The sequence below is a fragment of the Actinomadura fibrosa genome (genome assembly GCF_900659615.1).
In the GTDB taxonomy this organism is placed as follows: Bacteria; Actinomycetota; Actinomycetes; order Streptosporangiales; family Streptosporangiaceae; genus Spirillospora; species Spirillospora fibrosa.
On sequence record NZ_CAACUY010000200.1, the window covers coordinates 1 to 16906 of the forward strand.

Sequence of the window (16906 nt, forward strand, 5' to 3'; positions counted from 1 at the left end):
GTGGCCGCCGCCGACGCCGCCGTGGCCGCCGCGCGGACGGCCGGCATGGACGCCTCGGACCCCGAGGCGGAGCTGGCCCGCGCCAGGGAGGCGCTCGCCCTGCTCGGCTCGCAGGGCCTCGGCGGTCTCGGCCTGGACGGCGCGATGCGGAAGGCCGACGAGGTCCGCACGGCGGCCGAGCGGGCACGGGAGGCCGCCGAGGAGCTACCGCGGATGGCCGGGAAGGTCCGCAACGCCCTTGCCTCCGTCCGGACCCGCGTCGACGTCGTCGCCAACCGCGTGGAGCCCGTCAGGCAGGCGATGAAGGTGCTGCTGCGCGGCTACTCGCAGGCCTGCTGGCAGGACCTGCGCGGCGCGCCCGAGGCGATCGAGGCGGGCGTGACGCGCGCCCGCGAGCGGCTGAACGAGGCGTCCGCGTCCGCGGGGCGGAGCGAGTGGAAGGAGGCGCAGCGGGCCCTGACCGCCGCGCGCACCGAGCTGAACGCCGCCGACCGCCGCGCCGGCCAGGTCACCGGACGGGTCGCCGAGCTGGAGGCGGTCGCCGCCGATCCCGAGGGGCCCGTCGAGGGCGTGCGGTTCGCCGTGCGGGACGCGCAGCGCCTCGCGATGGCCCAGCCCGGCGGGGCCGCCCCGCACCACGCCCGCGTCCTCGACTCCCTCGTCGAACGCCTGGAGAACGCCCCGAAGACCCTCACGGGCCCCCACCCCGACTACTGGGCCTACCTCCAGGAACTGGAGTCCATCAAGACCGCCGCCGGCGACGTGGTGGCAAGGATCCGGTCCGAACGCGCCGGCCAGGCCTAACCTTCGAACAGGCCCTGGCCCCAGTAGGTTCCCTCTTTCACGCCTGGGGGGCAGGCGTAGATGCCCGAGCCCACGTGCTGGATGTACTCGTTCATCGCGTCGCCCGCCAGGGACTGCTGGATGCGGATGAAGCCGGTGCGCGGGTCGCGCTGGAAGGCGATGAAGAACAGGCCCGCCTCCAGGCGGCCGAGGCCGTCCGAGCCGTCGGTGAAGGAGTAGCCGCGGCGCAGGATCCGCGAACCGCCGTTGCTGTCGGGGTGCGCGAGGCGGACGTGCGCGTCGGGCTTCATCCGCGCCAGGACGATCGTGTCGCGCTCCTTCGCCGCGCCCGCCGGGGCGCCCTCGCCCTTGCTGCGGCCGAAGATGTCCTCCTGCTCGCGCAGGGACGTGCGGTCCCAGGTCTCGATGTGCATCCGGATGCGGCGCGCGACCATGTAGGACCCGCCCGCCATCCAGCCGGAGCCGTCGCCCGCGGCGGCCCACACGTGGCGGTCGAGCAGCGCGCGGTCGGTGCCGGCGATGTTCTCCGTGCCGTCCTTGAAGCCGAACAGGTTCCGCGGGGTCTGCGCGTCCGGGGTCGTCGAGGACGTCTTGCCGAAGCCGAGCTGCGACCAGCGGACCGCGACCACGCCGAAGCCGATGCGGGCCAGGTTGCGGATGGCGTGCACGGCGACCTGCGGGTCGTCCGCGCACGCCTGCACGGCGATGTCGCCGCCGCTGCGGGCCGGGTCGAGGTTGTCGCCGGGGAAGTGCGGGAGGTCGACGAGCGCCGCCGGGCGCCGCGCCTTGAGGCCGAACCGGTCCTTGCCGTCCTTCTCGAACAGCGTCGGGCCGAAGCCGATCGTCAGCGTGAGACGGGACGGCGGCAGGCCCTCGGCCTCGCCGGTGTCGTCGGGCGGCGCGACCGCGAGCCCGCCGACCGCGCCCTGCCCGATCGCGCGGCCCGCCGTCATGGCCGCCGCGGCGGCGGTCCACTCCTTGAGCATGCCGACGAGCTTGGCGCGGTCGCCCGTGGTCACGTCGAACGAGGCGAAGTGCAGCCGGTCCTGGACGGGGGTCGCGATGCCCGCCTGGTGCGGGCCGCGGAAGGGGATGGAGCCGCCCGCCGCGGGCTTCTCCTCGGCGGCGGAGGCGACGCGGTCGAGGCCCGCGCCCGCCGCGGCGCCGACCAGCAGGCTGGCGCCGGAGAACCCGAGCATCCGGCGCCGGGACAGCCGGCCGCCCTGCTCCGCGGGCGCGCCCGTCCGCTCGCGCGCGTCCTCCTGCGATCCGGCATCGGTCATCTCGCCACCGCTCCTCCGAGCTTGGACAGCGGCTCGCCCAGCGCGTTCACCGCGTCGGCGAGCTCCTTGCGGTCGTCCTTGCCGACCTTGTCGTACGACTCGTAGCCGTCGCCCTTCTCGTGCTTCTTGAGCAGGGCGCCGACCGCCGCGAAGTTCTCGTCGAGGTCCTTGGCGAGCTGGGGGTCCTTCTGCTGGACGACCGGCTTGAGCAGCTCGTAGACCTTCGCCGCGCCGTCCACGTTGGCCTTGAAGTCGACGAGGTCGGTGTGGCTGAACGCCTCCTCCTCGCCGGTGACCTTGCCGGTGGCGACCTCGTCGAGCAGCTCCTTCGCGCCCGCGGCCATGTCGTTCACCGGGTCGAGGGTGAGGCCGGGCAGCCGCGACTTGAGCGTGCCGAGGTCGGCGAGGAGCTGGTCGCCGACCTTCCCCTTGCCCTTGACGGAGCCGTCCTTCCAGAGCGCCTTCTCCAGCAGGTGCCAGCCGGACCAGGTCTTGCGCTCGGCGGGGCTGAGATCGGCCTCACGCGCGTCGACCTTCGGGTCGATGTCGCCGAACTTCTCCGCGACCGGCTCGATCGTCTCCCAGCCGACGCGGGACGGCGCGTACAGCTCCTTGGCCTTCGCGACGTCGTTCGCCTTCACCGCGTCCACGAACAGCCTGGTCTTGGCGATCGTGTCGTTGACGTTCGTGATGACGAACGCCTTGTACGCGGCGGCGGCCTGCGTGAGGCGCTGGTCGCCGGCCCCGTTCGCCTGGCCGCTGACCGTGACGTCCTGCGTCGGGCCCTTGCCGGTCTGGCCGGCGCTGCACAGCACCTTGTACGCCCCGGCGGACAGGTTCACGACGAAGTCGACCTTGGTGCCGGGGCCGATGTTCTCGCGCTCGGCAAGGATGCTGCCGTCCGGCTTGAGGACCTCGAACTCGTTGACCTTCGAGCCCTTGTTGGTGACCTTGAAGGTGTTCTTCCCGGCGGCGAGGTCCTTCTTGGCGACCTCGCAGGAGTCGTCGGTGGCGGTCACCGCGACGGCGTCCGCCGCGGACGCCTTGTCCCCGTCGTCACCCCCGCAGGCGGCGAGCAGCGACATCGAGACGGCGGCGGCGCCCGCGAGGGCGAGCGCGCGGGTGGGGCGCACGGGGACAGGACGACGCATGGGGGGCTCCAGGGCGGGCAATTATGGTTAGGCTCGCCTAAATTAGCCAGTCCTTAGGTGGCGAAGTCAAGTCGCCCCCGCGGCACGGGCCCGTGCCGCGGCGACCTGCGAAGATCACCCGCCGTGCCGGCGCCGCGCGGACCGGGTGTCAGCGGGGACGGTCGTGCAGCCCGATGGTCAGGTTGCGGGCCGCCATCGGCGGACCCGTCTGGGGCTCGCCGAACGGGGGCACGGGCCCCTGCTGCGCGTGCTGCGGCATCTGCTGCACCTGGTCGCGGGCCTGCGCGGCGGGCTCGACCCACACGGCCGTCCCGTACGCGCACACCTCGAACGCGCCGCCGAGCGCCGCGGTGTCGAAGCGCATGCCGACGACCGTGTTCGCGCCCTTGCGGCGCGCCTCCTCGCCGAGGCGGTCCACCGCCTCGCGGCGGGCCGCGGCGAGGCCGGCGCCGGGCTGCTCGCCGGTCACCCGGAACGTCGCGCTGCTTCCCGCGCTCCCGTGGGGCGCCGCCGGCCGGCCCTGGTCGGACTGGACGGACGTCCCCATGACCTCGCCGAGCACGCTGCGGATCTCATACCCGGCCACGCCGTCAGTCGTCACGATCAGCATGCCGACCACGGTAATCCACCGCGCGGACGAAATGTGACGCGATGCCCGCCGGGCGCACGCTCCCGCCGCACGGTCCGCCGCCGGTCCGCCGGGTCACCAGGCGGCCGCTCCGGCATCCCCGCTGTAGTCCTTCAGCCTGCGGAAGTAGCCGTCGTCGATGCGGCCGGCGATGATGCGCTCGTCCTCGCCGGGGGCGATGAGGGCGATCATGTGACGGCCGGTCGCGTCGGGCGAGACCAGCGTCCAGTCCGCCGGCGGCAGCGCCGCGACCCTGCGGACGCGGCGCCCGGTGAAGGCGGCGACGTCCTCCACGCCACAGCGCTCCCGCCGGTCGCAGACGACGACGGTGAACGTCCGGCCGTCGGGGGTGGCGTGCAGCAGCCCGGTGGCCTTCATCTCACCCCACCGCGCCGGGAACACCACATCGGCGGCGGTGGCGAGGTCCGAGCCTCCGGCGCGGGTGTCGAGCGCCATGACCTCCACGGCGGAGTCGGCGAAAGCGGCCAGGAAGTAGAGGGTCCGGCCGTCGGCGCCCCACCACGGGCTCGCGTTCTCCACCGGCTCGTACTCGGGGTTGGGCGGCACCTTCCACACGCGCCGCGCGCCCGACCTCGTCTCGACGACCGTGATGCCGTTCGGCTGCCCGCAGTCGCGCTCGTCGATCTGCGGAACCGACCTCATGCTCACCCCGCCGCCGAAGGCGAGGCGTTCACCGTCCTCGGAGACCGCCATCCTGCCGGCCGTCACGTCGAACGGGAAGCGGCCGGGGACCGCCGACCTCGCCGCGACCGTCCCGTCGCCGGCGAGCCGCACCCGGTCGACCCGGACGGAGCAGCGCGGCCCCTCGTCCTCGGCCAGGAAGAAGGTGCGCCGGTCACCGGCGGCCGCGACCTGGGCGTAGCCCCCGCGCGCCGGGATCTCGGCGGTCTTCCTCCCGGTCACGGCGTCGTGGACGGCCGCGCCGGCGGTCGCCGCACCGGCCGGCAGCGTGACGAAGTACGGGGGGCCGTCGCCGCCGCTGAGCGGCGGCGGATTCGCCTCGCGTCCTGGAAGGTGCGCGAAGACCAGGGTCAGCGCGACCGCCGCCGGGACGGCGACCGCCGGGACGAGCCGACGCCACGACGGGCGCGACCGGTGGCGCGGCAGTTCGAGGGGCCTCAGGTCCTCCTGCCCGACCCGCACCATCTCCTCGCGGGCGGCGTCCCTCAGCCGGTGCTCGATCCTCATCCGTCCTCCTCTCCGAAAAGCCGCCCGAGGTTCGCCCGGCCCTTCGCGGCGTTCGACTTCACGGTGCCGCGGGTCACGCCCATCGTCTCGGCGATCTCCTCCTCGGACAGGTCGAAGACGTACCGCAGCACCAGCGTCTCCCGCTGGCGGTGCGGCAGCCGCCGCAGCGCCCTCAGCACCTCGCGGTGATCCTCCCGCCCGAGGAACTCGTGCTCCGCCGAGGGAACGGCCGGCGGCCGGTCGGTCCACGGCGTGAACCGCCGCCTGCGCAGCGCGGACCTGCACCCGTTGAGCACCGACGATCTCAGGTAGGTCAGGGCCTTCCCGCGCTCCCGCAGCCCGTCCCAGCGCCGGTACAGGCCGATGAACGCGTCCTGCACCACATCCTCCGCGGTCTCGCGCTCGCCGACCATGACCAGCGCCAGCCGCACCAGTTCCAGCGCGTGCGCCGCGTACAGCGCGGTCACGGTGCCCTCGGCGTCCTGCTCGGACGGCACGGGCCGCACCTCCAGCTCCGGCTCCACGGTGAAGAGACGCCATGGCGCCGATGAGGTTGCCCCGGAGGGGGAGCGTGTTCCGGTCATCGCGCGTACAGGGTGATCGTCAGGCCCCGGACGCGCCACGCCTCCCGGTGCGGGAACCCGGCCTCCAGAGCGTCGATCTTCGCCCGGTTCTGCGCGTCCAGCGTGCCGTCGCGCACGGGCCACTCGCCCTCCAGGAGCCAGACGCGCCGCACCGCCGGGTCGTGCAGGCGGTCGCGCAGCTCCGCCGCGCCGGCCTCCGACCCGCCGAAGTTCGCCGCCCGCGCCGGCGGCACGGCCAGGCCGATGTCCCTCAGCTCCCGGAACGGGCCGGGGTACGCCTCGGCCACCAGCCGCTTGGTGATCGGGACGTAGGCGACCGCGTCGCCCTGCCGGGCCCGTCCGCCGATGATGGCCGAAGCCTCGCGCATCTGGTCCCAGGCCGTCTCGGGCCGGCGCACCTCGTCCTGCCGCGGCGCCACGAGCACCGCGACCGCGACGAGCGCCACGGCCCAGGTCCCCCGCGGCAGCCGGGCCAGCCCGGCGGCCGCGAGGAGGCTGAACGCGGGCAGGCTGGCGATCACGTACCGGTTGACGTAGCAGGGGTGGAACTGGGAGACCGCCAGGAGCACCGCCGGCGGCAGGACCAGCCACGGTACGGCCAGCATCCGGACGTCGACGGGTCCCCGGCGCCGCGCGGACACGGCCCCCGCCAGGGCGGCCGCGCCCAGCAGCCACAGGAGCGCGGGTGAGCCCGCGAACCCCTCGGCCAGCCAGCGGGCGTCGCGCCACCCTGGACGCGGCACCCACTCCAGGACCCTCCGCTGGGACGCGGCCACGGCGATCAGCCCGCTCAGCGCGACCCCCGCTCCTGACACGGCGACGAGCCAGCGCCGGACCGCCCGGCGGGCACCCGCCAGCGCCACCAGATGCGCCGGGACGACGAGCAGCGCGAACAGGTGCACGGCTCCGAGAAGGGCCAGGGCCGCGCCGTAGAGCCCCCACCTGCGCCACGTCCCCGTCTCGACCGCCCTGACGAGCAGGAGCGTCGCCAGCACCGCCAGCGCGGTGGCGATCGCGTAGGGCCGGGCCTCGTGGGCGTAGCGGTCGGCGAAGGGCGAGGCGGCGTACAGCACCCCGGCGAGCAGCCCGCCGAGCAGGGACACCAGGCGGCGGCCGAGCGCCGCGACCCCGGCCGCGGTGGCGGCGAACGCGATGATCGATGGGAGCCTCAGGGCGAACTCGCCCGTCCCGAACAGCGCGATGACGCCGTGCATGAGCAGGTAGTACGCGGCGTGCACGGCGTCCACGTCCGACACCAGCCGCAGGATGTCGCCCACGGACCGCTGGGACACGCCGACGGTGACCGCCTCGTCCCGCCACAACGAGAGCCGGTCCGCTCCCCAGAGCCCGAGCGCCGCCGCCAGCGCACACGGGATTCCCGGGACGAGCACCGCCCACCACCGTGAAGGCGGCGGCACGGGCTCCGCGTCACCGGCGTCCGGTCTCCCCCGCGGCGGGAGGACGGCCAGAGTCCGATCATCTTGGATGGTCATGCCAGAGAGACTCAGCCGACCACCAGAGGTTGCCTCCCGATCACCTCATTCTTCACAGGAGCCCCTTCTCGGGGCGCTGGAGGTGCCGCACGCGCGGGACCGGCCGCCCTTCCGGGTCCCGGCCCGCCGACCGGGTCCTGGAAGGGCGGCCGGTCCGACCGCCTCGCTTCCTCCGTTGCGGGGTTCAGTCCAGATACTCGCGGAGCATCTGCGCCCGTGACGGGTGGCGCAGCTTCGCGAGCGTCTTGGACTCGATCTGGCGGATCCGCTCCCTCGTGACGCCGAACTCCCTGCCGACCTCCTCAAGCGTGCGGGGATGGCCGTCGGTCAGGCCGAAGCGCAGCTGGATGATCCGCTGCTCCCGGTCCGACAGCGTGCCCAGGATGTCCTCGAGCTGGTCCTGCAGGAGGATGAACGCCGCCGCCTCGATCGGCACGACGGCGTCCGCGTCCTCGATGAAGTCGCCGAGGTCGGAGTCTTCCTCCCCGATCGGCGATTGCAGCGACACCGGCTCCTGGGCGATCCGCTGGATCTCGACGACCCGGACGGGCGTCAGGCCCATCTCCAGGCCGATCTCCTCTGGGGTGGGTTCGCGGCCGAGGTCCTGGTGCAGCTGGCGCTGCACCCGGACCAGTTTGTTGATGGTCTCGACCATGTGCACGGGGATCCTGATGGTCCGGGCCTGGTCGGCGATCGCACGGGTGATCGCCTGCCGGATCCACCAGGTCGCGTAGGTCGAGAACTTGAACCCCTTCGTGTAGTCGAACTTCTCGACCGCACGGATGAGTCCGAGATTTCCCTCCTGGATCAGGTCGAGGAAGAGCATTCCCCGGCCGACGTAGCGTTTCGCGATCGAGACCACCAGCCGCAGATTGGCCTCGATCAGGCGTTGCTTCGCCCGCACTCCCTCGCGGGCGAGCAGTTCGAGGTCGATCCGCTCACCGCGGGAGAGGATGGCGACGTGCGCCATCTTCTCCTCGGCGAACAGCCCCGCCTCGATCGATTTCGCGAGTTCTACCTCATCTTCTGCCGTGAGGAGCGGTACGCGACCGATCTCTCTCAGGTAAATGCGAACCAGGTCGCTCGTCGGCGCCCGCTTGCCGAGGTCTCCCTCATCCGCTCGCGCGACGTCCTCGGTCTCCTGCTGAGATTCGAGGACCTCTACCCCCTGCTCTGCGAGCATCCGGACGACCCGCTCGAGAGAGTCGTCCGGCAAGTCCGAGCGATCGAGCGCGGCAGCGACGTCATCGACGGTCACACCGCCGCGCTCTCTGCCGCGTGCGACGAGGTCCGCCACCTGATCAACCGATGGCGCCTCGCTTGGCAGCACCGAAGGGCCCACGCAGACAGTCTGCGTCAAACGGGGTCTAGATCACAGGACCTATTTTGCGGTCTCTTGACTTACAGGGACCCGAGGCCTCGCTCGCGCAACACCCGTCTCTGCTGCTCAAGCGCGACAAGATCGCCGAAGAGCCGGTTGTACTCCTCGGGCCGCTCGACCGGATTCAGCCGCCCGAGTTTAGATTTGGTGTCGGCGATCATGCGGGTGAGCTGGCGTTCCTGTATCCGGGCCAGCAGCTCTACCGCATAACGGTCGTCCGATTCCTGTGCGGACCGTACCGGTTCGACTCCGAGCTTGGTCAGGAGATCCCGCACCTGGTCGTTGGGAGCGGTCTCCAGCAGCCGCGCCACCCACTCGGCGACGGCGCCCGCCGCCACCACCCCGCCGGCCTGCGCTATCACCGCGCGGACCGCGGCGTGCGGCGGCGCGATGAACGCCTCGGCCGGGACCTCGTCGAAGCCGGGCCCGAGCAGCGCCGGCCGCTGGACGGCCAGCTTGAGCAGCTCCCGCTCGCGCTGGACGTCGGGGTCGTTCGGGTCGAAGGCCGGCCGCTCGGGCACCGTCTGGACGTCTCCGCCCGCCGACCCGCCGTTGCCCTGCCGGGCTCCGTTCGGACGCCCCTGGGGGCCGTTCGCGCGGCCCTGCGGCCCGCCGCGCCCGCGGGCGGCGTGCTGGCGGGCGGCGAGCTCGCGGACGCGGCGCAGCACGAACTGCTCGTCCATGATCCCGAGCCAGCGGTCGAGGCTGACCGCGTACATCTGGCGGAGCGCGCGGTCCTTGATGGCGGCGACGACCGGGGCCGCCGCGTCGAGGGCGGCGAGCCGCCCCTCGGCGGTGTCGAGGTCGTGCTGCTCGATCGCGCTGCGCACCGCGAACTCGAACAGCGGGAGCCGGGAGGCGACGAGGTCGCGCACCGCCGCGTCGCCGTGCCGGATGCGCAGGTCGCAGGGGTCGAGGCCGTCCGGCTGGACGGCCACGAACGTCTGCGTGACGAACTTCTGCTCGTCGGCGAACGCCCGCAGCGCCGCCTTCTGCCCCGCCGAGTCGCCGTCGAAGGTGAAGATCACCTCGCCGCGGAACTCGTCCTGGTCCATGAGCAGCCGGCGCAGGATCTTGATGTGGTCGTCGCCGAACGCGGTGCCGGACGTCGCGATCGCCGTCTGCACGCCCGCCAGGTGGCAGGCCATCACGTCGGTGTAGCCCTCGACCACCACGGCCTGCCGCCGCCGGGCGATCTCCTTCTTGGCGAGGTCGGCGCCGTAGAGCACCGAGCTCTTGTGGAACAGCGGCGACTCGGGGGTGTTCAGGTACTTCGGCCCGTCGTCGTCCTCGTAGAGCCGGCGGGCGCCGAAGCCGATCACGTCGCCGCCGAGGTCGCGGATCGGCCACATCAGCCGGCCGCGGAACCGGTCCATCGGGCCGCGGCGGCCCTCCTTCGCGAGGCCGCCGGCGATGATGTCGCGGTCGGCGAACCCGCGGCCGCGCAGGTGCCGGACGAGGCCCTCCCACTCGCGGGGCGCGAAGCCCACGCCGAAATGGGCGGCGTCGGCCGCCTCGAAGCCCCGCTCGGACAGGAACTTGCGGCCGATCGAGCCCTCCTGGGACTGGAGGCGCTCGGCGTAGAACTCGGCGGCGGCCTTGTGCGCCTCGATCAGCCGGGCGCGCTGCCCGCCGTCCTGCCGGGGGCCGCGCCCGCCGCCCTCCTCGTAGCGGAGCTGGATCCCGGCCTGGGCCGCGAGCCGCTCCACCGCCTCCGAGAACGACAGGTGCTCGATCTCCTGGACGAACTTGATGACGTCGCCGCCGGCCTCGCAGCCGAAGCAGAAGTACAGCCCGCGCGAGGGCGTCACGTTGAACGAGGGCGACTTCTCGTCGTGGAAGGGGCACAGGCCCTTGAGGTTGCCGCCGCCGGCGTTGCGGAGCTGAAGGTACTCGCCGATCACGTCGGCGATCGACGCCCGCTCCCGTACGAGCGCGATGTCCTCATTGCGAATCCGGCCTGCCACGACGAAGGAGTCTACGACCGGCCCACGACATCCGGTGCATCACACCGGAACCGGCATCGCGGCACGCCCGGGCCCGGCCGGGGCGGCGGCTCGATACTGAGGGGATGGCGAGATCGCGTGTGTGGGTGAAGCCGGAAGGCGCGGAGCTGGCGGAGATCGAGCTGGACGCCGGGCGGCTGGCGGCGACCGGCTCCGCCATCGGCGGCGACCCGCTCCCCTACCGGCTGGAGTACGAGCTGACGACCGGCGACCGGTACGTGACGGTGCGGCTCGCCGTCCGGGCGTCCGGCGACGACGGGGTGACGGGTCCGTGGCGGCGGTGGCTGGAACTGGTCAACCGCCCCGCGGGCGCGTGGACGGTGAACGCGCGTTCCGAGGGCCATGTGGCGCTGCCGCCGCCGGGCGGTGACGCCGCCGCGCTGGAGGGCGCGCTCGACTGCGATCTCGGGCTGTCGCCGCTCACCAACACGATGCCCGTGCTGCGCGGGGGGTTCCTGGACGGCCCCGACGCCCACACGGCGCGCGGCGGGGCGCCGGTCGAGCACCTGATGGCGTGGGTCTCGGTGCCGGACCTGGCGGTCACGCCGTCCCGGCAGACGTACTCCTTCGTCGGCCGGGACGGCGACCGCGCGGTGGTGCGCTTCGCGAGCCCGGGGTTCACGCAGGACATCGAGTTCGACCGCGACGGCCTGGTGGTCGACTATCCCGGGATCGGGCGGGCCGTGGGCGGGTCGCCCCTCACCGCACCCTGAAGCGGTCGAACATGCGGTACATGAACTCGGCGCCCTGCCGGAGGGCCGCGACGGAGATCCGCTCGTCCGTGCCGTGCATGGTGACGAGCTGGTCGTTGTCCAGGACGTACGGGTAGACGCCGTAGCCGGGGACGCCGCGCGACGTCCACGGCGCCAGGCTGGTCCCGGCCTCGAACAGGGCGGGGGCGAAGACCGCGCCGGGATAGGTCCTGGCGGCGGCCGCGCTGATCGCGGCGTAGAGCGGCGAGTCGATGCTGGACGGCGGCTTGGCGAACGTCTCGTCCAGGCGTTTCAGGGCGTCCTCCTCCGACTCGCCGGGGTTCCCGACGAGCTTGACCGCCACCTTGCGGTCCGAGAGCCGCTCCCGGACGGCCTTCAGGAAGTCGCGGGGCCGCTGGCCGCCCGGGACGCCCCGGCAGTTGACCCGCAGGGTGGCCGTGGACGGGATCACGTTCTCCTTGTAGCCGGCGTCCTCGATGACGAAGGCGTGGGTCGTCCGGAGGAGGGCGCGGTGGAGCCACGGGTACGAGCTCCGCTTGACGACGAGCGCGGCGGCGCGTTCCCGGGCGGGCTGCGACTTCGCGGAGAGCAGGAGTTCCAGCGCGCGCCGGAACGGGGCGTCGCGGGTGGCCTTGGCCAGCGCCGCGAAGTACTGGCGGGTGACCGGGGTGAGGGTGACGGGCGCCAGCCAGGTGTCCAGGGCGGTGACGGCGCGCGACAGCCGGGCGATGGCCGAGTCCGGGTTGGGCTTGGACGAGTGGGTGGCCGTCCCGTCCGCGACGAGGTCGAGGTTGAAGTAGACCTTGTCCTGGCGGGTGACCGTGATGAGCATGGGGGTCGTGCGGTCCTTCTGGGCGAGGAACCAGCCGCCCTCGGTGAGGACCATGCCCGCGTTGATCTTGTCCCAGTGCTGCTCGGCGAGCCAGCGGGACCCGTACTGCCCGGCCTCCTCGTCGCAGTCGGTGAGGACGATGATGTCCCGGTCGAAACGCGCGCCCTCGCCGAGGTGGCGCAGGAGCGCGGTGATGAAGGCGGCGTTGGCGCCCTTCATGTCGAGGGCGCCGCGGCCGTAGATCTCGCCGTCCTGCACGACTCCGGCGAACGGATCGACCGACCATTTCGCCCGCTCCACGGGCACGACGTCGGAATGGCCGAGGAGCAGCAGCGGCGGGGCCGCGGTGGTGCCCTCGATGCGGGCGATGAGGTGGACGTTGTCCTTCTTCGGCGTCGGGACGATCTCGGCGGAGACCCCCGCCGAGTTCCAGACGGACTTCAGCATCTCGGCGTGCGGGCGGGTGACGCCGCCGTCCCCGAAGTTCTGCGTGTCGAAGGCCAGCATCCTCTTGAGCAGGGCGAGCGGGTCGAGGTCGGCCGGGGCGATCCCGGCGGGCGCGGCCGTCCCGGACGCGGCGGCGGCGGTGCCGCCCGCCAGGGCGCCGCCCGCGAGCAGGACGGCCCCGGCGCCGGTGCGGTGGAGGAACGTGCGGCGGCTGACGGCGGGTGAGGAGTCGGACATGGGAGCTCACCTCCATGATCAGACTGACACGGGGGGTGCCCGATTCCTAGGGTGACCGGGCGTGAATGCCCCGCTCACCCGCGTATTCTCCGCGGTGACCGGCACCGCCCCGACAGATATGTCGGATATGTCGGAGACGTTTCGCGGGCGCGGGCATGTGAAATGGCTGTTAAAAGCGCAACCCGGCCGTTCCCGAACGGCCCCGCGGCGCATAGCGTCCGGAGTGTGCTGATCACTCCACACGAGCAGGAGCGCCTGCTCATCCACGTCGCGGCCCAGGTGGCACGGGACCGGCGGGCGCGCGGGCTGCGGCTCAACCACCCCGAGGCGACCGCGATCATCGCCGTGCACGTCCTGGAGGGCGCGCGGGACGGGCGGACCGTCGCCGAGCTGATGGAGTCCGGCCGCGCGGTGCTCACCCGCGAGGACGTCATGGAGGGTGTTCCGGAGATGCTCGACTCCGTCCAGATCGAGGCGACGTTCCCCGACGGGACGAAGCTCGTCACCGTGCACAGGCCCGTCCCGTGATCCCGGGCGAGATCGTTCCCGGCGAGGGCGCCGTGGAGCTGAACCCGGGCCGTCCCCGCACGGCCCTCACCGTGGTCAACACCGGCGACCGGCCCGTGCAGGTGGGGTCGCACTACCACTTCGCCGTGGCCAACCCGGCGCTGGACTTCGACCGGGACGCCGCCTGGGGGCACCGGCTCGACGTGCCCGCCGGGACCGCCGTCCGCTTCGAGCCCGGCATGACGCACGAGGTCGTCCTCGTGCCGCTCGCCGGGGAGCGCGTCGTCCCGGGGCTGCGCGCCGTCCCCGGCCGCGAGGGGAGTGCCCTCGATGGCTGAGATCTCCCGGGCCCGCTACGCCGAGCTGTACGGGCCCACGGCGGGCGACCGGATCCGGCTCGCCGACACCGACCTGTTCGTCGAGGTCACCGAGGACCGCAGCCGCGGCCCCGCGGGCGCCGGGGACGAGGCCGTGTTCGGCGGCGGCAAGGTGATCCGCGAGTCGATGGGCCAGGCCCGCACCACCCGCGCGGACGGCGCCCTCGACCTCGTGATCACCGGCGCCGTGGTGCTCGACCACTGGGGCGTCGTCAAGGCGGACGTCGGGATCCGGGACGGCCGCATCGTCGCGCTCGGCAAGGCCGGGAACCCGGACACGATGGACGGCGTCCATCCCGGCCTCGTCATCGGCCCGACCACCGAGGTGCTCGCCGGGAACGGCAAGATTCTCACCGCCGGTGCCGTGGACTCGCACGTCCACCTGATCTGCCCGCAGCTGCTGGACGAGGCGCTCGGCGCCGGGGTGACCACGGTCATCGGCGGCGGGACCGGCCCCGCCGAGGGCACGAAGGCGACCACCGTGACGGGCGTCTGGTACCTGCACCGCATGCTGGAGGCCCTCGACGGCCTGCCTGTGAACGTCGCGCTGCTCGGCAAGGGCAACACGGTCTCCGAGGAGGCCATGTGGGAGCAGTTGCGCGCCGGCGCGTCCGGCTTCAAGCTCCACGAGGACTGGGGATCGACCCCCGCGGCCATCGACGCGTGCCTGCGGGTCGCGGACGCGTCCGGGGTGCAGGTGGCGCTGCACTCCGACACGCTCAACGAGGCGGGCTACGTGGAGTCCACGCTCGGCGCGATCGCCGGCCGGTCGATCCACGCCTACCACACCGAAGGCGCCGGGGGCGGGCACGCGCCCGACATCATCACCGTCGCGTCGCACCCGAACGTGCTGCCGTCCTCGACCAACCCGACGCGGCCGCACACCGTCAACACGCTCGACGAGCACCTCGACATGCTGATGGTCTGCCACCACCTCAACCCGTCGGTCCCCGAGGACCTGGCGTTCGCCGAGTCCCGGATCCGCCCGACGACCATGGCGGCGGAGGACGTCCTGCACGACCTCGGCGCGATCTCCATGATCGGCTCGGACTCGCAGGCGATGGGGCGGATCGGCGAGACCGTGATCCGCACCTGGCAGACCGCGCACGCGATGAAGCGGCGGCGCGGCGCGCTCGCGGGCCCGGCCGACAACCTGCGGGCCCGCCGCTACGTCGCCAAGTACACGATCAACCCGGCGGTCGCGCACGGCCTCGACGCCGAGGTCGGCTCGGTCGAGCCCGGCAAGCTCGCCGACCTCGTCCTGTGGGATCCGGCGTTCTTCGGGGTGCGGCCGCAGGTCGTCCTCAAGGGCGGGGTGATCGCGTGGGCGGCGATGGGCGACGCGAACGCCTCGATCCCGACGCCGCAGCCGATCCTGCCGCGGCCCATGTTCGGCGCCGCGCCGCCGGTCGCCGCGGGCGCGTCGCTGCACTTCGTGTCGCCCGCCGCGCTGGACGACGGCCTCGCGGAGCGGCTCCCGTCCGTCCGGCGGCGGCTGGCGCCGGTGCGCGGCACCCGGGAGCTGTCCAAGGCCGACATGCGGCTGAACGACGCGCTGCCGAGGATCGACGTCGATCCGGACACGTTCACGGTCTCGATCGACGGCGACGAGGTGGAGCCCGCCCCGGCCGCCGAGCTGCCGATGGCCCAGCGCTACTTCCTGTTCTGAGCGCCGATGCCGTCCCCGTCCGCCCTGCCCGCGCACCTGCTGCTCCTCGCGGACTCGCGCCTGCCCGCCGGCGGCCACGCCCACTCCGGCGGCCTCGAACCGGCCGTCGCGGCGGGCGCGGTCACCGATGTCGCGTCGCTGGCGGCCTTCCTGCGCGGCAGGCTCGCCACCGCGGGCCTGGTCGCCGCCGCCCTGGCCGCGGCGTCCTGCCACCACGCCACGACCCGCGCCGACGTGGGCGAAGGTCACACGACCCCTGGCGACGCGGGTCCTGATGGCTGGGGGCTGCTGGACGCCGAGGCCGATGCCCGGACGCCCTCCCCCGCGCAGCGTTCCGCGTCGCGTGCGCAGGGACGTTCGCTCCTGCGCGTCGCCCGCGCGACCTGGCCGCACCCGTCCCTGGACGCCCTGGCGGCGGGCGCGGCCGGGCACGGACCGCACCATCCGCTGGTGATCGGCGCCGCCACGGCCGCCATGGGCGGGACCGCCGCCCAGGCCGCCGCCGTCACCGCGTACGGGACGGTCACCGGCGCGGCGTCCGCGGCCGTCCGGCTGCTCGGCCTGGACCCCCTCTCCGTCAACCGCGCCCTGGGGACGCTGGCCGCGCGGATCGACGCCGTCGCCGCCGACGCCGCCGCCCGCGCGGACGGCCCCTGGGCCGGGCTGCCCGCGCTCACCGCGCCCCAGCTCGACCTGTACGCCGAGACCCATCGAAAGGCCGAGCTGCGCCTGTTCGAGTCATGAGAAGCGACAACGGAGGAACCATGGGCGCCGTCCACGACCACGATCCGCACCGCGCCGCGCCCGCGCGCGGCCGGGCGCTGCGGCTCGGCATCGGCGGGCCGGTCGGCAGCGGCAAGACCGCGCTGACCGCCGCGCTGTGCCGGACCCTGCGGGACGAGCTGGAGCTCGCGGTGGTGACCAACGACATCTACACCACCGAGGACGCCGACTTCCTGCGCCGCGAGGCCGTCCTGCCGGACGACCGGATCGCGGCCGTGCGGACGGGCGCGTGCCCGCACACCGCGATCCGCGACGACATCTCCGCCAACCTCGACGCCGTCGAGGCCCTGGAGGCGCGGCACGGACGGCTCGACCTGATCATCGTGGAGAGCGGCGGCGACAACCTGACGGCCCTGTTCAGCCGCGGCCTCGCGGACCGGCAGATCTTCGTGCTGGACGTCGCGGGCGGCGACGACGTCCCGCGCAAGGGCGGCCTCGGCGTCGCGGCCGCCGACCTGCTCGTGATCAACAAGACCGATCTGGCGCCGCTGGTCGGCAGCGACCTGGACATGATGGGACGGGACGCCGCGCGCGTGCGCGACGGCCGACCGGTCGCGTTCACCTCGCTGCGGGAGCGGCCGTCCGCGCCCGAGGTCGCCGCATGGGTCCGGGCCGTCCTGCGGGAGGCGCACGAAGAGGCGCACGAGGAAGCGCACCAGGAAGTGCACGACGAGGCGCACCGGGACGCCGCTTCGCGCGCGCACGCGCCGACCGCGTGAGCCGCGGTTACGCCGCCCGCGCCGCCGTCACCGCCGAGCGCGGCCCGGACGGGCGGACGCGGCTGGCCCGGCTCCGCTCGGAC

16 protein-coding genes are annotated in these 16906 nt (G+C 73.6%); 7 read left to right on the plus strand and 9 right to left on the minus strand.

From position 1 onward, the window contains the following. The coding region (locus E1300_RS37990; RefSeq protein ID WP_131761970.1) for a molecular chaperone DnaJ at nt 1-804 on the plus strand (804 nt) is incomplete at its 5' end. Here E1300_RS37990 and efeB read toward each other — a convergent pair. The 8 genes from efeB to dnaG all read right to left on the minus strand — a co-directional run bounded on the left by efeB (nt 801) and on the right by dnaG (nt 10500). Next, nucleotides 801-2087: an iron uptake transporter deferrochelatase/peroxidase subunit gene (efeB, locus tag E1300_RS37995; RefSeq protein ID WP_131761971.1), complete on the minus strand. Its 1287-nt coding sequence runs from the start codon at nt 2085-2087 to the stop codon at nt 801-803. The two genes, E1300_RS37990 and efeB, sit on opposite strands and share 4 nt — an antisense overlap. Beyond that, complete coding sequence (efeO, locus tag E1300_RS38000) at nt 2084-3238, minus strand: iron uptake system protein EfeO (protein ID WP_131761972.1); 1155 nt, start codon at nt 3236-3238, stop codon at nt 2084-2086. Before efeO ends, efeB begins: the two co-directional genes overlap by 4 nt. A 148-nt stretch (nt 3239-3386) precedes the next feature. Then, a complete protein-coding gene (locus E1300_RS38005) occupies nt 3387-3848 on the minus strand; it encodes a YbjQ family protein (protein WP_131761973.1) in 462 nt (153 codons plus the stop codon). Between the two features lie 93 nt (nt 3849-3941). Further along, nucleotides 3942-5075, minus strand: coding sequence for a hypothetical protein (locus tag E1300_RS38010; RefSeq protein ID WP_131761974.1), 1134 nt, complete (start codon nt 5073-5075; stop codon nt 3942-3944). Continuing rightward, the gene (locus E1300_RS38015) at nt 5072-5599 is read right to left on the minus strand and encodes a SigE family RNA polymerase sigma factor (RefSeq protein ID WP_242619650.1); all 528 of its coding nucleotides are present in this window, start codon (nt 5597-5599) and stop codon (nt 5072-5074) included. The genes E1300_RS38010 and E1300_RS38015 overlap by 4 nt, the downstream gene beginning before the upstream one ends. Nucleotides 5600-5655: 56 nt before the next feature. Then, nucleotides 5656-7152, minus strand: a complete 1497-nt coding sequence (locus tag E1300_RS38020) for a glycosyltransferase family 39 protein (RefSeq protein WP_131761976.1) — start codon at nt 7150-7152, stop codon at nt 5656-5658. Nucleotides 7153-7336: 184 nt separating this feature from the next. After that, nucleotides 7337-8482 carry an RNA polymerase sigma factor RpoD gene (gene rpoD / locus E1300_RS38025; protein WP_131761984.1) on the minus strand — a complete coding sequence of 382 codons (1146 nt, stop codon included), beginning with the start codon at nt 8480-8482 and terminating at the stop codon, nt 7337-7339. 71 nt (nt 8483-8553) lie between these two features. Next, the gene (gene dnaG, locus E1300_RS38030) at nt 8554-10500 is read right to left on the minus strand and encodes a DNA primase (protein ID WP_131761977.1); all 1947 of its coding nucleotides are present in this window, start codon (nt 10498-10500) and stop codon (nt 8554-8556) included. Between the two features lie 104 nt (nt 10501-10604). Between dnaG and E1300_RS38035 the strand changes: the two genes are divergently transcribed. Then, the gene (locus tag E1300_RS38035) at nt 10605-11252 is read left to right on the plus strand and encodes a putative glycolipid-binding domain-containing protein (protein ID WP_131761978.1); all 648 of its coding nucleotides are present in this window, start codon (nt 10605-10607) and stop codon (nt 11250-11252) included. Here the strand turns inward: E1300_RS38035 and E1300_RS38040 are convergent. Continuing rightward, a complete protein-coding gene (locus E1300_RS38040) occupies nt 11239-12768 on the minus strand; it encodes a M20/M25/M40 family metallo-hydrolase (protein ID WP_131761979.1) in 1530 nt (509 codons plus the stop codon). The two genes, E1300_RS38035 and E1300_RS38040, sit on opposite strands and share 14 nt — an antisense overlap. Before the next feature lie 225 nt (nt 12769-12993). Between E1300_RS38040 and E1300_RS38045 the strand changes: the two genes are divergently transcribed. Genes E1300_RS38045 through ureG form a run of 5 tightly spaced genes read left to right on the plus strand, consistent with a single transcriptional unit; the run spans nt 12994 to nt 16823 of the window. Beyond that, a complete protein-coding gene (locus E1300_RS38045; protein ID WP_131761980.1) occupies nt 12994-13296 on the plus strand; it encodes an urease subunit gamma in 303 nt (100 codons plus the stop codon). Continuing rightward, complete coding sequence (locus E1300_RS38050; protein WP_131761981.1) at nt 13293-13613, plus strand: urease subunit beta; 321 nt, start codon at nt 13293-13295, stop codon at nt 13611-13613. Before E1300_RS38045 ends, E1300_RS38050 begins: the two co-directional genes overlap by 4 nt. After that, nucleotides 13606-15321, plus strand: coding sequence for an urease subunit alpha (locus E1300_RS38055; RefSeq protein WP_131761982.1), 1716 nt, complete (start codon nt 13606-13608; stop codon nt 15319-15321). Before E1300_RS38050 ends, E1300_RS38055 begins: the two co-directional genes overlap by 8 nt. Before the next feature lie 6 nt (nt 15322-15327). Next, nucleotides 15328-16065 (plus strand): urease accessory protein UreF, encoded by a 738-nt coding sequence (locus E1300_RS38060; protein ID WP_131761983.1) that lies wholly within the window; start codon nt 15328-15330, stop codon nt 16063-16065. A 20-nt stretch (nt 16066-16085) separates the two neighbouring features. After that, a complete protein-coding gene (gene ureG, locus E1300_RS38065) occupies nt 16086-16823 on the plus strand; it encodes an urease accessory protein UreG (RefSeq protein ID WP_165503177.1) in 738 nt (245 codons plus the stop codon). The last annotated feature ends 83 nt before the right edge of the window (nt 16824-16906 follow it).

Coding starts and splice junctions, on each gene's coding strand:
- efeB (WP_131761971.1), bottom strand. CDS start 2,087: ATGACCGATGCCGGATCGCAGGAGGACGCGCGCGAGCGGACGGGCGCG.
- efeO (WP_131761972.1), bottom strand. CDS start 3,238: ATGCGTCGTCCTGTCCCCGTGCGCCCCACCCGCGCGCTCGCCCTCGCG.
- E1300_RS38005 (WP_131761973.1), bottom strand. CDS start 3,848: ATGCTGATCGTGACGACTGACGGCGTGGCCGGGTATGAGATCCGCAGC.
- E1300_RS38010 (WP_131761974.1), bottom strand. CDS start 5,075: ATGAGGATCGAGCACCGGCTGAGGGACGCCGCCCGCGAGGAGATGGTG.
- E1300_RS38020 (WP_131761976.1), bottom strand. CDS start 7,152: ATGACCATCCAAGATGATCGGACTCTGGCCGTCCTCCCGCCGCGGGGG.
- E1300_RS38035 (WP_131761978.1), top strand. CDS start 10,605: ATGGCGAGATCGCGTGTGTGGGTGAAGCCGGAAGGCGCGGAGCTGGCG.
- E1300_RS38040 (WP_131761979.1), bottom strand. CDS start 12,768: ATGTCCGACTCCTCACCCGCCGTCAGCCGCCGCACGTTCCTCCACCGC.
- E1300_RS38055 (WP_131761982.1), top strand. CDS start 13,606: ATGGCTGAGATCTCCCGGGCCCGCTACGCCGAGCTGTACGGGCCCACG.
- E1300_RS38060 (WP_131761983.1), top strand. CDS start 15,328: ATGCCGTCCCCGTCCGCCCTGCCCGCGCACCTGCTGCTCCTCGCGGAC.
- ureG (WP_165503177.1), top strand. CDS start 16,086: ATGGGCGCCGTCCACGACCACGATCCGCACCGCGCCGCGCCCGCGCGC.